We start from the raw sequence: 19,369 nt of genomic DNA, 5'->3' as shown, positions 1-19,369 counted from the left end.
TTATGTTTTTAGAAAGTTAGTTCGACTCCGAAAGAATATTGTTTCGTATTGGGATAGTTACCCAATTGGATATTACTGTCTACTTCCGGGTCATATCCTTTATATTTAGTCACTGTGAGTAAATTACGTCCTACAAAGTAGATTCTGGCGTTACTGATTACTCCTGTTTTCTGAATCAGTTTGGCCGGAAGGGTGTACCCGACAGTCAGGTTTTTCATACGCATAAATGAAGCATTTTCCAGTAAATGCGTATCAAACTGCATCGGGGAGTCGGGAGTGGCAATTCTGGTTATATCTCCCGGCTTCTGCCACATGGTAAGCATTTCTACAGTTTGATTGTCCGAACCTGCAAAAGTGGGATTCTCTGTAAAAAAGCGCTCATTATTCAACATATACTGGCCTAGCATAAAAGAGAAGTCGGCACTAACAGAAATCCCTTTCCATCCGAACTGGGTGCCAAAGCCACCGGACCATGGTGCATAGCGTTGTTTGCCGACAAAAACTGCATCTTCTTCGGAGTAACTCTTCGTCAGATTGCCATTTTTGTCGTACCACATATTATATCCGTCACGCGGATCGACTCCTGCCCATTTCACATAGTAATATTCTCCCCAAGGTTTGCCGACCTTCATCTTCAAACCGGTATCAGGCAAAGTATATTCATCCAATCCGTTAAACAGTTTAGTTATTTCATTCTTATTATAATTCAGGTTTCCGGAGACACTCCATGAGAAATCTCTCGTTTTCAGAATATCCACTCCCAGAGTAATATCGAAACCACGATTACGCATACTTGCTACATTTTCCACACTACTACCATGTCCGGTAGTGTATGACAATGGATAACCCATCAACATATCGTCCGTCTGACGGTTATAAAATTCCAGTTCTACAGAAAAGCGGTCAAACACTCTTGTACTGATGCCTACATTCAGTGTTTTCATGCTTTCCCATGTCAGGTTATCATTTCCGACGGTAGAAGGAGCAATACCCGGTTGTCCGTTATACAGCAAACCGGAGCCGACCAATGCCAACGCATTATAGGCACTGATACCGGAATTACCAGTTGTTCCATAGCTCACTTTCAACTGTAAACTGTTCAACCATGAAACGTTCTGCAGGAAATTCTCTTTTCTCATATCCCACATGGCTCCCAAAGAATAAAAGTTTGCCCACTGGTTGTTTTTGGCAAACAGAGAAGAACCGTCCCGCCGTGCTGCCAAATCGACATAATAGCGATCAGCGAAACTATAACTGATTGTGCCGAAATAAGAATTGAAAACCTTGTCATACATCGAATGTATCGGCACTTCTGACTCTGCTCCAGCTGCCATCAGCATCATTCGTGAATCTACCATTTTTTTAGAAGTTGCCGAGAAATTCTCATTCTTTGTGATAATGGACTCCTGTCCGGCCAACACGGTAAAAAGATGCTTGTCTGACAGACTGAACTTATATTCCGCTGTATTGGTGAAAGTAAATGAATAATAACGTTCGAAAGACTCGGACGCCACCCCTGCCCCTTCAAAGGGGCCTTCCGGATAGGCTTTATGGGAGTTACGATAATCAAAGGCATCTACTGCCTGCGAGGTACGTATATTCAATCCTTTTATTGGGTTTATATTAAAGAAGGTATTGCCATTGATACGTACCGTACTCCGGTCATTCGGTTGAAGTTCTGCCAAGTAATACGGATTATAATATCCCATATCGTCAAAATAGTCCAATCGTTTTCCATATCCTGTAAAGTTACCTTCTTCGTCTGTCAATATTTCGTTTATTGTTTGGTCAGGACGATAAATACGGGCAGCATACGCTTTATTATAAACGCTATTAGCTTCCGTTCCGAAAGTTGTCGTGTTATATTTCTGATAGGAAAGGTTCACGTTAATCCCGGCTTTCAGCCAGTCGGTCACCTTTACTTCCACATTACTGCGCAAAGTCTCACGGCGCAATGAAGAATCATCCATAATTCCCTCTGTATCATAATGTCCAAATGAAATATAATAGTTGATACCTTCGGAACCACCGACCACATTTACATCATATTGTTGTGTAGGAGCTGCATCTCCGAAGAAGACATCCGCCCAATCTGTAGATATACCATTATCTATATAGAACTTTTTCCGTTTTTGAAATGTAGTATCGTATGCTTTTCCCGGGTCCAGCATTTCCTGCAGGTTAAGCCATTGTTCGGTATTCATCATCTCTATGTTATCCCCAGTCATTCTCGACCAGCCATATTGCGCATTGATACTAACACGGGCTTTCTGTCCCATTTTTCCTTTCTTGCTAGTCATTATTACTACCCCGTTAGCAGCACGAGAACCATATATAGCTGTTGAGGAAGCATCTTTCAATACGGTCATGCTTTCGATGTCGTTCGGATTTAATGCTGTAAATGCTCCGGATGATATAGGTGAACCGTCGAGAATAAAGAGAGGTTCTGTATTTGAATTGATCGAGCTGACTCCACGCAATCGCATTACAACACTTCCACTTGGTTCTCCACTGGGAGTAAATACTTGTAAACCGGCAACTTGTCCTTGTAATGCATCTCCGGCATTAGCAACCGGTCTATTGGCTATCTTGCTATTATTTACCGTTGTTACCGAACCGACTACAGACCCTAGTTTCTTTGCTGATCCGTAACCTACCACAACAACTTCATCCATCAGTTGTGTATCAGACTTTAAGATAACTCTAACAGTCGGTTGAACAGAAACCGACTCCGTTTTCATACCGATATAAGAGATTTGTAATATTTTTGCTGAATGTGGTACATCCAATAATGTGAAATGCCCGTCTATGTCTGTTATTGTACCTAAGTTAGTGCCTTTTACGACAATTGAAGCCCCTACAACAGGTTGTTTGTCATCATCGGAAATCACTGTCCCCGTGACTTTCTGCGTTTGAGCTGTTATCAGCCCGATACCTATAAAAAGGTATCCAAATAGCAGCGCTAATTTTTTCTTCATAAATCTCTTTTTAAATTATTAAATAGCCCTAAAACATTTAAACTCACTTTTTACACTTAGATAAGTTCTATCAGAACTTAATTATAATCCATTGTTTTTGTAGTGTTTTTACATCAAATATGTAATTCTGGAAAGAAATGTTGCTTGATTTTACTTTTTCAATCAATTTAGATGACTATTCCATAAAAAAAATATGTCTTTTCGTTGTTTTTTGCAAAAAGAATATATACTTTTGTTCCATTATATAATACCAAACCGGAACTGTTAATAAATACAATCCGAAAAAGAGATATAATTTGTATTTTAAGAACTATATATTTATTTTAATAAGAATAGAATATGAAAAAGCACTAAGTTCTGATAGAACTTAGTGCTTTTTCGTTTTAAGGAGCTATTATTAGCCATTTTACTTGGATTTCCTTCCTATTCTACTTTTCAGTTACATTATAATTATATTTTAAATCTCCCTCAAACATAAAATAAAATCAGAAATATAAAAGAGGCTCATTTAAACTATGTTAAATAGACTTCATCTAAAATTTCTTCATATATGACACTCTGTATATTTCTTTATATAGATAAAAACAAGTAAATATACAATAGTACTATTTATTTACATCAAAAACAAACAAGTTATTTTATGATTTCAAAATTTCGAGAGATTTATTCTAGCTTTATCTCTTGATTTTAAGGAGCACCTCGTTGCATTAAAACCAACGAGGTGTTTCTCGGTGTGCAACGGGTCGTTCCTTTAAAAGGAACGACCCGTTGGTTTAAAACCAAAACCCACTTATGTAACTATCTGAAAAGCAAAGCATTACAAAAGCGTCCTCCCGGCCTTTCTTTTTAAGTAAAATTTTCAACAAAAGAAAACGGATACCAATATCAAACACGGTACTCCACTGATAAATATTTTACAAATCAAATCTAAAAACAATGGTTACAGTTACTTTTCAGATCAAGCCCTATCTAGCGGCTTACATGTACATGCGCTACAAAAATCACCTCGACGTACCTCCAGACCGCTCTTCTTCCTCACTTTCCGCGATCCATCTTCTCGACACCCAGCCCATCTACCACTTTCTCCACCAGCTATCCATTCCCCACCCTCCCAACGCCTCATGGCACGAAACCGGAAATATTACCTTCACCCTCCCCCATCCCAGAAACGGCAAAAATCCAAATGTATATAATTATATAGGTCATAACAGTGCACTTATCATTGAAAAAGCAATGGAAGTAGAAATGAGGGCCGAACTTTATGAATTTCTACTGGAAAATAAATACTGCCACGGCATCATGTTCAAAAAATCAATGGAAACTTTTGTCGAACATTATAATATGGTAGGGTTAGTGGAAGAAGAAAGTTTAATGAGGGCGTTTCAGAGGTGGAGGAAGATGATGAAGGAGGAGAAAAATAGGTGATTCTTTTATAGGGTGTCACATAAAATGAGACACCCTGCTTTTACTTTTGCACCAAACTTCATTAATAATCAAAACAAAAGTAGTATGGCAATAAAAAAAAGTATCGAAACAGCAGACATCCCTTTTAAGTAGCTATTGAAAAGGCTTCAACAATTGGATACACAAACGAAATACTTTCATCTGTTTTAACCTTGATTAGAGTGGGAAATAAACAATCCTTTGAATTATCGATAATAGTTTCACTATTAATCAAATATTGTGCAGAATTATCTTTGGTTATCATATTGAAAGACAGCATTTCAGAATGAGAATTTGTCACCCTATGCCTATAGTCTAAATTCAGCAATTCAGGGTTGTTATAATAGATCATCTCTCCCACAAGAAAAACAGCAATAATATCAGCTCCTGCTTTTATGTCTGACGCAATCTCATTAATCTTTCTATATGTGGTCGTTTTTATAGAGGATTCAAACATAACCATAGACAAAACACCATCTTTATGCAAAGTCAGCAAGGTAGGCATAATTTTCTTTTGCTTAGAAAAACTTACAATATGCATTCGCTTAAATGCCTCAAAAGTATCTTGTATAAAGTCATCTGTGATTTCTACATGAAGTAACTCACAAAAATGAGTATACTTAACTCCGGTTGTAATAGGTGTAATGACTTCAAATCTTTCACCCTTCTCGAAAACATTACCTTCCCTATAGAAAACATAATCATCAATAAACCATGCATCCTTGGGGATTCTATGAAACTTTAATTTAGCTATCTTGTCTTGAAGTATTTTACGTGTTTTAGATGCTTCTATACCGATTTCTTTATCAAGCTCTATAAGTAATGAGAGAATAGAATCTATTCCATAATTTATAGTACTAAATAGATTGATATCTGAACCTTTTTCTTTATAAATAAACTCTGTAGAAAAAAAGACTTCGATGGCTGGGATACTCCCTATTCTATTTTTTACAGATTCAATTAATGATGCATAGTCTACTTCATCTTCAATAGTATAACTTTCGGAAGGAATATGTGTGATTCTGCACCTGGGTTCATACTCAAATGAGTAACTCCCATTGTCGTTCTCTGTTAGAGTTCCGGCTTCAATACCTTTTATATATATTTTGCACTTCGCATCGCTTATCGATTTAGTTGTTTGTCCCCCAAGGTAATCTCTACTCCAACACATCTAAGATCTTGACCTGCAATTCGATAGTAGGATTTGCCTGTCCACGCTCAATTTTGTAGAGCGTATTGACTGTAATGGGTAACGATATAGAAATGAGCGAACCACTTTAGTCTGCTGTGTTTTTCCATCGCTTCAAATAACTTGATTACAAAGATATAAATAATCGTTTAATCTATATTGCTAAATAAAATATATTTCTCTTGCAAAACTCTCAATTTTAGGTGTAAATATGAAATTTGATTCATTTTTACACCTAATCATCTCATAAATAGGCATATCTTTGTAAAAAGATAAAAGTATAGATATGATACAGTTGCGTAAAATAGAAAATGAATCACCTTGGGTAATATCTCAGTTAGCAAATAATTATGAGATTGCTAAAAACTTACGTGATATATTTCCTCATCCCTACACGATTGATAATGCAGTTTCTTTTATTGAATTAGCTAAGACAGGAGAATTAGGACTCGTGTTTGGAATATATTCAGAAAATGAATTTATTGGTTGTTGTAGCTTGAATCCTCAAAGCGATGTATATAGAATTAATGCAGAGGTCGGATACTGGATTGGCGAGCCATATTGGAGAAATGGATATGCAACAGCGACTGTTAAACTGTTAGTTGAAATGGCTTTTAATCAATTAGGAATACAAAGAGTATATGCAAATATTTTTGAATATAATATGGCATCAATGAAGGTATTAGAAAAAGTTGGTTTTGAGAAAGAGGCTATTATTAAATCGTCTGTGATAAAAAAAGGACAAATATTTGATGAACATATATATAGTATAAGGAAAACATGAAAGATGAAGCAATAAAACATATAATCGACAAATACAACTTAAATGAAATTGTTGATATACTGTCTAATAAATTGAGTGGTTCAGAGTTAAATTCTTTGCTTTTAGAGGTGTTTGAAAGACGAGTTATGCAAGAAACTCCCTCTTCACTATTAGGCAAATATACTAAAAACAAACTCGTTAAACCTGCACAATTAGACTTTCTAAAATTTAAAGAAGAAGAGTTAGAGTGTTGTAAAATAGTAGCAAATAGCAGTTTTGAATTAATCGAGTTATCTCCTGTTGCTCAATTAGGTACAAGTAGTATAATGGCAACTGTAAACCAAAAGAAAGTTCTTACAGCACTCCGAAATACAGAAGTTCAATCAGACCCAACAAATTCAATAGCTTTACATTACGCTTCATTGAAGAAAAACAACGAGTTGTCGGAGAAAACATATAATTTCAGCAATGTGTCGAGAGTTATACGGACTCAGGTTTTCTCTAATCCCAACTTTACACCCCATTTCCCTATTCTGTGTCTAATTTCCTGCGGTATGGATACGGGTAGTTTTGAGTTTGAGAAAACAGAGATACATAAACACTTTGTTATAACTCAAGATGTATGCAAAAGTGTTTTTGGGGTTAATAATCTGTTTTTTGAGATTATTCCTTGTAAAGAATATGACAGCAACAGTCCATTAATATCTAATAGCTTATCACATATTAAAAATAGTGGTTTTGATGTTCGTATTGCCGAATCAGATTCACAAAATAACTATTACTACGGTATGAGAATTAAAGTCAAAATTATAGCTGATGGTGTAGAATATGAAATTGGCGATGGAGGATTACTTGATTGGACTCAAAAATTATTAGCAAATAAAAAAGAACGTATGCTAACTATGGGGTTAGGAATACAGTTGTTACACTTATTCAGAAAATAATATGTTGATATCTAAAGTTATATACGAAGATGAAGTAAACGACCATGTAAGGATTAAATATCCCTGTTTTGAGTTGAGGGATATTGTTGAGTATTACTTTGAAATTACAACGGAAAACAATTTAATAACTCCATTCTCAATAGTTGCTCTTCCCAATGTAAATATTGTCGCCTCTGTGAATCTTACAGATAAAAGTCAGACGTTAAAAGTGGATAGAAAACTCGGTATCAAAGATACTACGGGAGATAAATTATGTGGTAGTCTTACAGATGCAATAACCATAATACATGCACCGGGAACACATGAATTTGCAATTAAATTCAAACCGGGTGTGTTATATCTGTTTTTGAAGGATGATATTCCTTGCTTATTGGACAGCTACAAACCATTGAGTAATTATATAGATAACACAATTATTGAAGAGCTAAAATCTAAAAAGACCTTTGATGAACGTGTTAGCTATGCAGAAAACTATCTTCTATCAAATATAGATATCTTCAAGTCTGATTATAAATTAGAGACCGTAATTAAAGCAGTTTATTACATTACTCATTGTGGTGACTTCAAATCGAATATGGTTAGTAAGATAGTAGGGGTATCAACACCTACACTAAATAGATACTTTAAAGAGGTATTAGGTATGTCACCCAAACAATGCTTTAGAGCCCTGAGGTTTAAAATTGCTTTGATGAATTACCGCTCTAAAGGCTGTAGCAATTCGTATGATGAGTTGGGATATACAGACTTCTCTCATTTTGCAAAAGAGTCTCAATGTCTAACAAATAAAAAACCATCTGAGTTATAGCAGATAAATAGAATCATTCAATAGCAAAGCAAATGCTTCAATAAATATATTAACCTAAAAAGTTATAGTTATGAATGATTTAATGAAAATGAGGATATTCGGGCTATTGTCTGGAACCTCACAACAAGTAAGTAACGAAGAAATGCAAGAAGCCTATGGCGAATTTATCGAACAGATTAAAACCGTGAGTAATGGAAATGATTACTCTACTACTTACCGGATTCTTGTAGCTACCCGTATTGAGATAGCTTCACTTGAAACATCACCACTTTACGGGCAGGGGGAAAATGCGCTTAAAAAGCTGTTCTTACAAAAGACATTGGGTACTTTTGGAAAAAGTACCTATATTTGCAACTGAAAGAGTTATTTGACAGCATTTCAACGCAAAGCGCTGAAATGCGTAGGTTGCTAACTCGTTACCGCCACTTCTCAAATAATTCGCTAAAAATTTATTTATCAATCGGTTAAATCAAACTGACAAAAATCTAAAATAGTAATATCAAAAGAATTCTTACCTTTACAGCAATAAACAATTCAAAATAAAATTATGGCACTTTACAAATATAATACTTCAGGCGTCTTTTCTGAAATAAAGGAAAAACCTTTTAAATTGGAAAGAGATATTCAACGTATGTTTGAAACTAATATGTCCGAAATCATGGGACTTGAAATGATAAAGTCCGAATTTACGATTAAAGACCGCCGTATTGATACGCTTGCCTTTGATCCTCAATCGAAGGCTTTTGTTATCATTGAATATAAAAGGGAAAGAAACTCTAGTGTCATAGATCAAGGGTTTACTTACCTAAGCCTAATGCTGCAAAATCAGGCTGATTTTATTCTGGAATATAATGAAACACAAGCAGGGAACTTGAAACGGAATGATGTGGACTGGTCGCAGACAAAAGTCGTTTTTGTTTCACAAGGATTCACGCCTAACCAACGAGAGGCCGTCAACTTCAAAGATTTATCCATTGAGTTATGGGAAGTGAAGCGCTATGAAAATGATAGTGTATCCATCACCCCTATTCGTAAAAGTCACGCATCGGCAAGTATTAAAACAGTGATGCAGAATAGTCCGGAATTTAAAGAAGTAACAGAGAAAATTAAAGAGTATTCGGAGGAAAATTTATTAAAAGGAAAATCTGACGATGTAGTAGAATTATACGAGAGTTATAAGAATGCAATTCTTAATTTGAATACAGAAATTGAAGTTAAACCACAAAAGTGGTATATTTCATTCAAAAAGGCCAACAGCCATATTTGTGCACTTGAAATCCAGAAAAATGGAATAAAGCTTACTATAAATGTAGCCAAAGGACATTTAGAAGATAGTAAGCAATTAACAAGGGATATTTCAACTGTCGGACATTTTGGTAATGGAGATTATGAACTCAAAATCTCGGATACTAAATATTTAGAATATATCATGAGCCTTGTGAAGCAAGCGATTAAATAAATATGGCTAATTATTGTAACACAAAAGATTGTATTGATAAATTCAATCTTCACAAAAAGAATGAGATTTCCAGCCCATATACACGGGAATTAGAGTTTAAAGAACTTACCAATTCTCAAGAAAAGGTCGTTTTGGAAACAAAAAATTTGCAAGATTTATTTTCTTCCAATTTGGTTATTCCCGATTATCAGCGAACCTATTGCTGGGAAGATAAAAATGTTACAGACCTTTGGGATAATTTACTTGAAATGCCTCACAACAGTGACTATCATTTAGGTTCTATCATCTTACAAAGAAGAACTGTGAATGATTGCACTCTTTACAACATAATTGATGGACAACAACGCCTTGTCACTTTAACGCTTATTATGCGCGAATTAGGATATACAGGGCAGATGCCTTTGCTTAAACAAAAATTCATATCAAAAGATGCGCGTCTCCATGTAGCCAATAACAAAGCACTGATTAGAATTCTCAATCAGAGGAATACAGACATAGCCATGTTGGAACGTCTGTCCCATCACTTGATTTTCTCTGTACTTATTCTTAATGACAGCAATCTTGATCTGGCATATACATTCTTCTCAAATCAGAATTCAAAGGGTGTATCGCTTTCAGACTATGATTTGCTAAAAGCGCACCATCTACGCTATCTAAACATTGAAGATCAGGCAGAACATCTTGCTATGCGGTGGAATGATCTCTCATTAGAATATGACAACAATGGAGATTCTTATCTTACCCATACTTTGGGAGTACATCTTTTCAGATTAAGAAAATGGATGCGGAAGCATAATGTGGAGGAATTTCAGCCACGAAAGGTAAAAGAAGAGTTTTCGGCTGCCCGCATTATGTCCAGTATTCCTGCTTTTGGAGAGAAATTCTATTTCTATGAGAAAATCCAAGGTGGTTCGCATTTCTTCGCATACACTTCTATTTTTGTAGATAAATACAAGGAGTTTATCCGTACCAGGCAAATACAGCTACTAAGAAATCATCTTCAATGGGAGTCTCATTGGAAATATGCCGATATTACAGAAAGCCTCATGTTCGGTTATTTTATAAAATTCGGGCATCAATATTTATCTGAAGCATTGTTCTGTATTGCTGGAATCATGGCGCAGCATAGATATAGCGCCACACGCGCTATCTTTTATAAGATTCGTGAATTCGCAAAAGATTCAGAAATTATAATGATGATAGATCAGGCATCTTCGCCTACATTTTTTCTTGCCGAGGCCATTCCTTATATCAGGATTAGTGGATTGGAGCAAGAAGGTGACATCAAAGAGCGATTCTATAGGTGTTTAAGACGTATCTTCTGTGAGCTGAATGATTTTTCGGATAAAACAATAATCGAAAAGAAAAACAATGAATATGGAGAATAAATATACGCCGGAACTTATTGCTACAAGCCAGTTTAAGTTTTCGATCCCGCTTTACCAACGTTTATTTGCGTGGAAAAAGAAAGAAGTTACCAAACTTCTTTTTGATCTTAAGGAGCATTTTGCAAAGATGCCTGCCGATGAGCCATATTATCTCGGTATGCTAACTTGCATTGACATGAAAAATCATTATGACCTAATTGACGGTCAGCAACGATTTACTGTCATGACTCTTTTTGCCATCATTTTTAAGGAATATGATGATAAATGGTCCGGTTTCTTAATGGATGGTAATCGCCTTAATTTCATAGCGAGAAGCGATGATAAGGCATATATAAAGAGCAAGATCAATGGTTATCCGACTAAAACGTATGTCAATAAGAATATGGAAGAGGGACTCGCCGCTATAACTGGTTTCTTAGAATCCAATTTTAATACTCAGGAGGAACGGATTGAGTTTGTGCAACAGGTTTTCACACGATTGACATTTTTCTTTTCTTACTTGCCATCAAGCTATCTTGCAGATACCACTTCGCTGAATAAATATTTTGAAGCAATGAATGCACAAGGAAAAGGACTAGAACAGCATGAGATTCTCAAAGTGCAACTGATGCGGGGAGAAAAAGAACAGGATTACTTGACGCATATTTGGAATCTGACCTCCATGATGGATCATCCTATCATTGCGAAGGAAGAAGACCAGGACGAGGCTTGTTACCGTCAATTTTATGAAGAAGCTATAAGTCTCTGCCGTCAGAAACGGTTTCATGAAGCTTTAGAAAAGTGCAGATATACGTCTCTCGATGACGAGGAGGAGTATTCTATAGATGTGATCCAACCTGAAAAAATAGAGTTTAAACAGAATAGCTATGAAGATGGCGAAAACAGTATTATATCATTTCCGGAGTTTCTTCTTTTGGTACTTGATGTATGTACTGGCGGTGAGCAACCAGCCAGTCATTATCAGCCGGATAAACTGATAGAGAAGTTTGATGCTCTGAAAACGTACTTCACTGCAGGGGAATTTTACGAGAAAATGCTTTATTACCGGCTACTGCTTGATTATTATACGATTAGAAAAGATATCAAGGATGGGCAAGGTAATTACAGTTTAATCCTGAAAGGTCCAAAGGATGATAGTGATAAATTAAAGCAATACCAATCGATGCTTTACGTTTCAACGGAGGCTTTCTACAATTGGCTCAAACCTTATTTGAGAAAATTAGAGCAAGATGAACTCCACTCCTGTGCAGAGATGCTCGCATTCCTTAAAAAAGAAGATAATGAACGTCACAGCATATTACCTGCCAGAAAAGATCTTTCATATAAAGCATCCGGTAACATTAGGTACTGGTTTTGGCGTTTAGACTATTACCTTTGGGAACAACGCAGCACTTTCTTCAATGAAGAAGAACAGAAGATTGTAGAGCACTATGTGTTTCGGAGAAATCGTTCTATTGAACATCTGCATCCTCAAGACGAATCACACAATGAAGAATGGGAGGAAGAAGCTGTACATTCATTTGGCAATCTTGCCATGATTTCTCAAAGTTTCAATTCACAACAAAGTAATGACCATATACAAATAAAGTTTGCCCGAATCCATGAGCAAATCAGCAACAAATCACTGCAAAGCATTAAGATGTTTTTAATGTGTAAACTCGCTGACTTTAACTATCAAAATTGGACAATGAAATTGGCTAAAGAACACGAAAATGAAATGATTGAATTTTTAGAACGGTCTTTCTATATATCAGATTGAATCGTATATTGTTATATAACACATTATTTCAGTCTAAGTTCAAATACTTGATAGGTTTCCTTTAATTAGCAAAGCTATATGTTCTTCTCTATCTAATATTTACAATGAATATAGTACATATTTTAGTTTATATCAGTTAAACTGAAAATATGTACTATATATTCTTTTACCCTATAATACTTTTAATGTAATCCGTAGGACATACATGATAGAAGTCTTTGAACTTCTTTCCAAAATATTTAGCATCACAATATCCCAGCATTCCTGCAATTTCCGAAACAGTGTACTGTTGGGAGGCTAGCAGTTTAAGTGCCCTGTCCATTTTGAACGAATAGATATAATTTTCCGGAGGATTCCCGGTTATCTCTCGTATCCTGCTATAAAAAGCAGTACGGCTCATTCCTATATCGCTACTTAATTTATCTATTGTATATTTATCAGTAGAGAGGTTCTTTTCCAGGATTTTATTGACTTTATCCATAAATATCTGATCCGTATTTTCTGTTTCCATTTCTTCTTTGGTGGGGACCATTGGAAAAACAGCATCTGACAAAAACAATTTGACCCGTTCACGCAAAACCATGCGGTTTTCTACAAGCATACGTATGTTTGCCCTTAGCCTGCAAATGCTTTCTGTTCGTAATTCCAGACGATCCGCCCCACTTCCTAAATGGGACAAATAACTTTCGTTATCAAAGGCCCTTATCAAAAGGACAACCGGTATATACCCTATCATTTTATCTGTTTTGATCCGGAAACTAAGTGCATCTCCATTTGTTCCGTTTACATTATCGTCAATAATGATAGCATCAGGATTTTGGCGGACTACTGTATCCTTCAGCAAATCAGGATCTTTCAAAACTGAAATCTGAAAATACCGCGATAAAGCTTTCCTTAAATAATTCCTGAATGCCCCGTCCGCCATTACCAATAAGATATGGGATGTATCTTTTGTTTTAGCATTCGGGGTATCATCTTTATCACTTTCAGAAGATTTTTTAGCCTTATTCTTCGTATTTGTTGAAGAATGTTTGATAACCGAACATTCCTGATTCCGGCAATGACAATCTGTTGGAATGACAATTTGGAAAGCAAATGATTTGCCATGTCTATATCCGTTTATTTTTCCACCATGCAGGCGAATGATTTTTCTTACAGTCCACAAATCACTATACCCATATATAGGAAATATGACCGGAATAAAAGGAAACATTTTCCCTACTCTTTTGTCTGCTATCTCACAATTAGTAATCTGCAACTGCCAGGAATCTGTTGTATGTGTTATATTGATTGATATGCAACAACCTAAATCGGAACCCAAAATTAGTTTGCTTATAAGATGCTGAAGCGCTGCCGTCATAATGTTTTCATTGATTCTGCAACTGACGCAATCCGAACATTCGCTGACAGTCAGTTGTATACGGCGCGAATCAGCATAAGGTCGACATTGATTGACAATAGAAGTAATATAAGAAGAGAGTTCCAAATTTGCCGTTGATGTCTTAGGAAGTATTTTTTTGTTTACCTTATTGAGGGTTACAATATTCTGATTGCAATATATGATGTATTCGGTATATCTCAATGCCTCTTCTACTTGTTGGGAAAGCGATTCGGGAAGATTACCGGTTTTAAGTTCTTCCAATTGATTTCGTAACAATATCAACGGGGTATACGTAGTATGGAGCATGTTCATAGCTATCTTAAGTTTTTCATGTGACAACAACTGAACATTATACTCTACCGCAAGATACGCAAACAAAACAATAAATAGCCCAATGCCGAAACTCTCTACAGGAACTGCATAACCAAGCAATGACAAATCAGGCAAAATTACGCCAATAGCTTGTTTACTGTTTACTAAATTGGCTCCACTATCTATAGAAAGTAAAGCGCGAAAGTTTAATAATAAACTCAGGTAACAATCATTCATACTTATATAGGATTTGATTAATACTTACATTTTCAGCAAAACACGTTTGATGACCTTTTAACGTGTCTAAATCCGGAACAAGTATAAACTTTTCAACGTCCACATATGAGGTGGATTCTAACAAAAACAATGGGTGTTTTCTATCAAAAGTGGTAACAATATCGTTTGTTACCGAAATATCAAAGAATAGATTCTAAAATCATCATTTTATTTGGCGAAACGTAGTGATTGTCAAATATTATGCCATACAATAACACAACCATACGATCATATAGTTCCACTTAATCATTAAAATAATGAAATAAGTAGAATTATAAAGCCGCGTATATAATTTGAAAATAATAGACTTTAGATAAGTATTGTCAGATCATGATTTACAGGAATACCTCATCATAAGACGGAATAATCTTCGCATCGTAAACGTGAGTGACCGCAAATACATCGTCTTTCTTTATTAACAGCCAGTCTTTATCCTGATCATCCATATTGGTATGTATAAGGACAAATAGCCCTTTGAGTTTATGCCCGTGTAACTTGAATTCAAGTATTCCATTTTTAATGGCAGCGGAAATGTTACGATTATTACCAACGTAAGCATAGGTTCCACTATCCCATATTTCCACCGTACCTGCTCCATAGTTACCTTCCGGTATAACTCCTTCAAAGTGCGCATAACTCAAGGGGTGGTCTTCTACTTCTATGGCCAACCTCTTATCTTTTGGATTCATGGAAGGTCCTTTAGGCACCACCCAACTTTTTAATACTCCATCTACTTCCAAACGAAAATCGAAATGAAAATGGCTGGCATCATGCTTCTGAACAACAAAAACAGGCATTCGATTGGGAGTTTCCACCGTCTCCGCCATCGGTTCCGGTGTTTTACCGAATTGCCTTTTTGCCCGGTACTCTTTGAGGTTGATAATAGAGGCTTCAGCTGCCTGCTTTTCTACCATTTTGATGTTTTTTACTTCATCGGGAGAATTCTTTGCCATAATCTGTATTTTTTAGGTAAATAAAAAAACGAATGATTCAATGTGACAACAATCAGTATATCTGTTTGTTTGTCGAAATTCATCTATTTTAATGGCTTTAGAACTGTGTTTAAGTTTGCTAACTTATTTTTAGTCTTCTCCCGGGAGAATAGCATCAAGAAAAACGATGTATGATATCTCATTTATATTCTCTCATACATCACACCTATTTATAACAAAAGCGGGCAAATATGAATATATTGCATATTTGCCCGCTTTCTATGATGGTAATCAAATCCTTACTTTCCGGATATTGAGTCTTTCTTGCCTTGTTTATTTACAACAGAGGGACTTCCTTTATACTCAATATCTCCGCTACCACTAACTTTTGCATCCAACTGTTTAGAAGCATAACAAGAGATATCGCCGGAACCTGAAACAGTAGCAACAACATTAGTAGCCGTCAGCTTGTCGGCACTGATATCACCGGCCCCATTTACAGCCAGCGTAGCTTTTTGAGCCGAGCCTTTCAAATTCACATCGCCGGAACCGCTAATTACCGTTTTTACAGCAGTGGCTTTCACATTCTTCACATCAATATCCCCACTACCCTTTACAAAAGTAGAAAGGTTTGTATATTGCAAATTCTCGGCTTCAATATCGCCGGAACCTGTTATATTCAAATTTAAATCCGAACCTTTGATCGTACCTTTCAGATATACATCTGCCGAACCTTTAATATCTACTTCCTTCAATGAAGGAGACGAGGCAATCACTTTCAAACGGCGTTCTCCGCTAAGAATCTTAACGCCTTTCTTTATATTCACCTGTAACACTCCGTTTACAGCAGACACTTCCAACAGGTCGACCAGGTTATCCGAACCATATATAGAAACTGTTGTTTTAGAACCACTGCTCTGGCGATATTCAACGTCGGGACTACCTAAAACCCTGATTGAAGTGAAATTACCTACGTTATTCAAATCTTTCGTGATATACTTCTTGCTGGGAGTAACGCTCTGTGCCTGTATACCTGTAATACACAAGAACATCAGCACTACTAACATGGATGTAACATTAAAACTTTTCATAATTTCTTTTTATTAAATATTCTAATGACAAATATAGGAAGTATATTTCAAAATATGGCAACTAAAGATTGAATAAATAACTTCTGATTATTCCTGCTTCTTACTACGCGCATAGTGGGTACAAAAATCCCTTTCAATCGTCCTTTTATAAAAGTATAAAAGCAATTGGAAGGAAATGAATAAAAAGAGATTAATCGGATATCTGTTCGTCACGATGTCTGTTGGTTGTATTCAGGCGCAGGAACAGAAGTCTTCTGTACCCGAATACAAGCTATGGTACGACTGTCCCGCACAGGTATGGACCGAAGCATTACCCCTTGGGAATGGCCGTTTGGGGGCCATGGTATATGGAACACCAGGCACAGAACAAATACAACTAAACGAAGAAAGCATTTGGGCGGGACGTCCCAATAATAACGCCAATCCGGATGCACTGGAATATATTCCGAAAGTGCGTGAGCTGGTCTTTGCCGGAAAATATCTTGAAGCTCAGACACTGGCCACAGAAAAGGTAATGGCAAAGACTAATTCAGGAATGCCATATCAAAGTTTTGGTGACCTGCGAATCGCTTTTCCCGGTCATACACGTTATTCCAATTATTACAGGGAATTAAGTCTGGATTCCGCACGTGCAATCGTACGTTATGAAGTAGACGGAGTGCAGTATCAACGCGAAACGATCACCTCATTCACCGATCAGGTAGTAATGGTACGACTGACCGCCAATCGTCCCGGACAAATTACTTTCAATGCACAACTCACTTCGCCTCACCAGGATGTTATGATCGCTTCTGAAGAGGGAAACTGTGTGACACTCTCGGGAGTCTCTTCCTTGCATGAGGGGCTCAAAGGGAAAGTAGAATTTCAAGGCAGATTGACTGCTAAAAATAAAGGTGGGAAAATAGCTTGTGCCGATGGTGTCCTTTCCGTTGAAGGAGCTGATGAAGCTACGGTCTATGTATCTATTGCCACCAACTTCAACAATTATCAAGACATCACCGGTAATCAGACAGAGCGGGCTAAGAATTATTTGGCGAAAGCAATGGTTCATCCGTTCATTGAATCGAAGAAGAATCATGTTGATTTTTACCGACAATATCTGACACGCGTTTCTCTTGATTTGGGACGAGACCAATATGCGAATGTAACCACCGATAAGCGTGTGGAGAATTTCAAAAACACCAATGACACACATCTGGTTGCCACCTATTTTCAATTCGGACGTTATTTGTTGATCTGTTCTTCCCAACCGGGAGGACAACCCGCCAATTTACAAGGAATTTGGAATGACAAATTATTCCCTTCCTGGGATAGCAAATATACTTGTAACATCAATTTGGAAATGAATTACTGGCCTTCGGAAGTAACGAATCTAAGTGAACTGAATGAACCGTTATTCCGTCTGATAAAAGAAGTGAGTAACACAGGAAAAGAGACGGCTAAGATTATGTATGGAGCCAACGGATGGGTGTTGCATCATAACACGGATATATGGCGTATTACAGGAGCAGTTGACAAAGCTCCTTCGGGTATGTGGCCCAGTGGTGGCGCATGGCTTTGCCGACATCTTTGGGAGCGTTATCTATACACCGGAGATGTGGAATTCCTGCGTTCTGTCTATCCGATACTGAAAGAGTCCGGACGTTTCTTTGATGAAATTATGGTGAAAGAACCCGTACACAACTGGCTGGTAGTCTGCCCCAGTAATTCACCGGAGAATGTACATTCGGGAAGTAATGGAAAAGCCACCACAGCTGCCGGATGCACCATGGACAACCAATTGATTTTCGATCTTTGGACAGCAATTATATCTGCTTCTCAAATACTGGATACAGATCAGGAGTTTGCCTCTCATCTGACACAACGTCTCAAAGAAATGGCTCCCATGCAGGTGGGACATTGGGGGCAATTACAAGAGTGGATGTTCGACTGGGATGATCCGAAGGACGTACATCGTCACATTTCTCATTTGTACGGACTCTTCCCCAGCAATCAGATTTCCCCTTACCGTACTCCTGAACTATTTGATGCAGCACGTACTTCTCTGATTCATCGTGGCGACCCGTCGACCGGGTGGAGCATGGGATGGAAAGTTTGCCTTTGGGCACGCCTGCTTGATGGCGACCACGCCTACAAGCTGATAACTGACCAGCTGACTCTCGTACGCAATGAAAAGAAAAAAGGAGGCACCTACCCTAACCTGTTCGATGCGCATCCGCCATTTCAGATTGATGGAAACTTTGGTTGTGCCGCAGGCATTGCAGAGATGTTGATGCAAAGCTACGACGGTTTTATATATTTGCTTCCCGCACTGCCTACCGTTTGGAAAGAAGGTTCTATCAAAGGAATCATTGCCCGTGGAGGTTTCGAACTTGATTTGAGTTGGAAAAACGGGAAAGTCAGCCGACTGGTTGTCAAATCTCATAAGGGAGGAAATTGTCGTTTACGTTCGCTCAACCCATTAACCGGGAATGGCTTGAAGCGTGCCAAAGGTGAAAATCCGAACCCTCTTTATGCAGTCCCCACCATTCCGGAGCCATTGATTAACGAAAAGGCCAACTTGAACAAAGTGGAAATTGCAGAGACTTACCTCTACGACCTACCTACCAAAGCAGGAAAAGAATATGTATTGATTGGAAAATAATAACT

Annotated in this window: 13 protein-coding genes and 1 pseudogene; 9 read left to right on the top strand and 5 right to left on the bottom strand. The window is 37.2% G+C overall.

Features of this window, described 5'->3' with window-relative positions; all coding sequences use genetic code 11:
* Positions 1–8: 8 nt before the first annotated feature.
* A complete protein-coding gene (locus DW862_RS18400) occupies positions 9–2,978 on the bottom strand; it encodes a TonB-dependent receptor (protein ID WP_117808899.1) in 2,970 nt (989 codons plus the stop codon).
* Positions 2,979–3,914: 936 nt separating this feature from the next.
* Here DW862_RS18400 and DW862_RS18395 point away from each other — a divergent pair.
* Positions 3,915–4,403, top strand: coding sequence for a hypothetical protein (locus tag DW862_RS18395; protein ID WP_008775756.1), 489 nt, complete (start codon positions 3,915–3,917; stop codon positions 4,401–4,403).
* 124 nt (positions 4,404–4,527) lie between these two features.
* Here DW862_RS18395 and DW862_RS18390 read toward each other — a convergent pair whose 3' ends face one another.
* Complete coding sequence (locus DW862_RS18390) at positions 4,528–5,592, bottom strand: hypothetical protein (protein WP_049702894.1); 1,065 nt, start codon at positions 5,590–5,592, stop codon at positions 4,528–4,530.
* Between the two features lie 304 nt (positions 5,593–5,896).
* Here DW862_RS18390 and DW862_RS18380 point away from each other — a divergent pair, with 304 nt between their 5' ends.
* From DW862_RS18380 to DW862_RS18345, 7 genes and pseudogenes are all read left to right on the top strand, one after another.
* On the top strand, positions 5,897–6,394 hold the full coding sequence (locus DW862_RS18380; RefSeq protein WP_049702895.1) for a GNAT family N-acetyltransferase: 498 nt from the start codon (positions 5,897–5,899) through the stop codon (positions 6,392–6,394).
* Positions 6,391–7,317 (top strand): hypothetical protein, encoded by a 927-nt coding sequence (locus DW862_RS18375; protein WP_049702896.1) that lies wholly within the window; start codon positions 6,391–6,393, stop codon positions 7,315–7,317. Before DW862_RS18380 ends, DW862_RS18375 begins: the two co-directional genes overlap by 4 nt.
* A 1-nt stretch (position 7,318) precedes the next feature.
* Complete coding sequence (locus DW862_RS18370) at positions 7,319–8,122, top strand: helix-turn-helix domain-containing protein (RefSeq protein ID WP_049702897.1); 804 nt, start codon at positions 7,319–7,321, stop codon at positions 8,120–8,122.
* 70 nt (positions 8,123–8,192) lie between these two features.
* A pseudogene (locus DW862_RS18365) lies at positions 8,193–8,408 on the top strand (hypothetical protein); the annotation flags it as partial.
* 261 nt (positions 8,409–8,669) lie between these two features.
* On the top strand, positions 8,670–9,581 hold the full coding sequence (locus DW862_RS18355; RefSeq protein WP_049702898.1) for a DUF5655 domain-containing protein: 912 nt from the start codon (positions 8,670–8,672) through the stop codon (positions 9,579–9,581).
* 2 nt (positions 9,582–9,583) lie between these two features.
* The gene (locus DW862_RS18350) at positions 9,584–10,969 is read left to right on the top strand and encodes a DUF262 domain-containing protein (protein ID WP_120069810.1); all 1,386 of its coding nucleotides are present in this window, start codon (positions 9,584–9,586) and stop codon (positions 10,967–10,969) included.
* Complete coding sequence (locus DW862_RS18345) at positions 10,953–12,728, top strand: DUF262 domain-containing protein (RefSeq protein ID WP_049702900.1); 1,776 nt, start codon at positions 10,953–10,955, stop codon at positions 12,726–12,728. Before DW862_RS18350 ends, DW862_RS18345 begins: the two co-directional genes overlap by 17 nt.
* 166 nt (positions 12,729–12,894) lie before the next feature.
* Here the strand turns inward: DW862_RS18345 and DW862_RS18340 are convergent, their stop codons facing one another.
* The 3 genes from DW862_RS18340 to DW862_RS18330 all read right to left on the bottom strand — a co-directional run bounded on the left by DW862_RS18340 (position 12,895) and on the right by DW862_RS18330 (position 16,720).
* Complete coding sequence (locus DW862_RS18340) at positions 12,895–14,658, bottom strand: helix-turn-helix domain-containing protein (protein WP_120069807.1); 1,764 nt, start codon at positions 14,656–14,658, stop codon at positions 12,895–12,897.
* Positions 14,659–15,032: 374 nt separating this feature from the next.
* Positions 15,033–15,650 carry a DNA polymerase ligase N-terminal domain-containing protein gene (locus DW862_RS18335; protein ID WP_120069804.1) on the bottom strand — a complete coding sequence of 206 codons (618 nt, stop codon included), beginning with the start codon at positions 15,648–15,650 and terminating at the stop codon, positions 15,033–15,035.
* A 278-nt stretch (positions 15,651–15,928) separates the two neighbouring features.
* Positions 15,929–16,720 carry a head GIN domain-containing protein gene (locus tag DW862_RS18330; protein WP_120069802.1) on the bottom strand — a complete coding sequence of 264 codons (792 nt, stop codon included), beginning with the start codon at positions 16,718–16,720 and terminating at the stop codon, positions 15,929–15,931.
* Between the two features lie 175 nt (positions 16,721–16,895).
* Between DW862_RS18330 and DW862_RS18325 the strand changes: the two genes are divergently transcribed.
* Complete coding sequence (locus tag DW862_RS18325; RefSeq protein WP_008022233.1) at positions 16,896–19,364, top strand: glycoside hydrolase N-terminal domain-containing protein; 2,469 nt, start codon at positions 16,896–16,898, stop codon at positions 19,362–19,364.
* Positions 19,365–19,369 lie beyond the last annotated feature (5 nt).

The organism is Bacteroides sp. AM37-9 (assembly GCF_003603455.1).
Taxonomy (GTDB): Bacteria; Bacteroidota; Bacteroidia; order Bacteroidales; family Bacteroidaceae; genus Bacteroides; species Bacteroides xylanisolvens.
The sequence above is the reverse complement of the archived record's forward strand: the minus strand, read 5'-3'. Positions and strand labels throughout refer to the sequence as shown.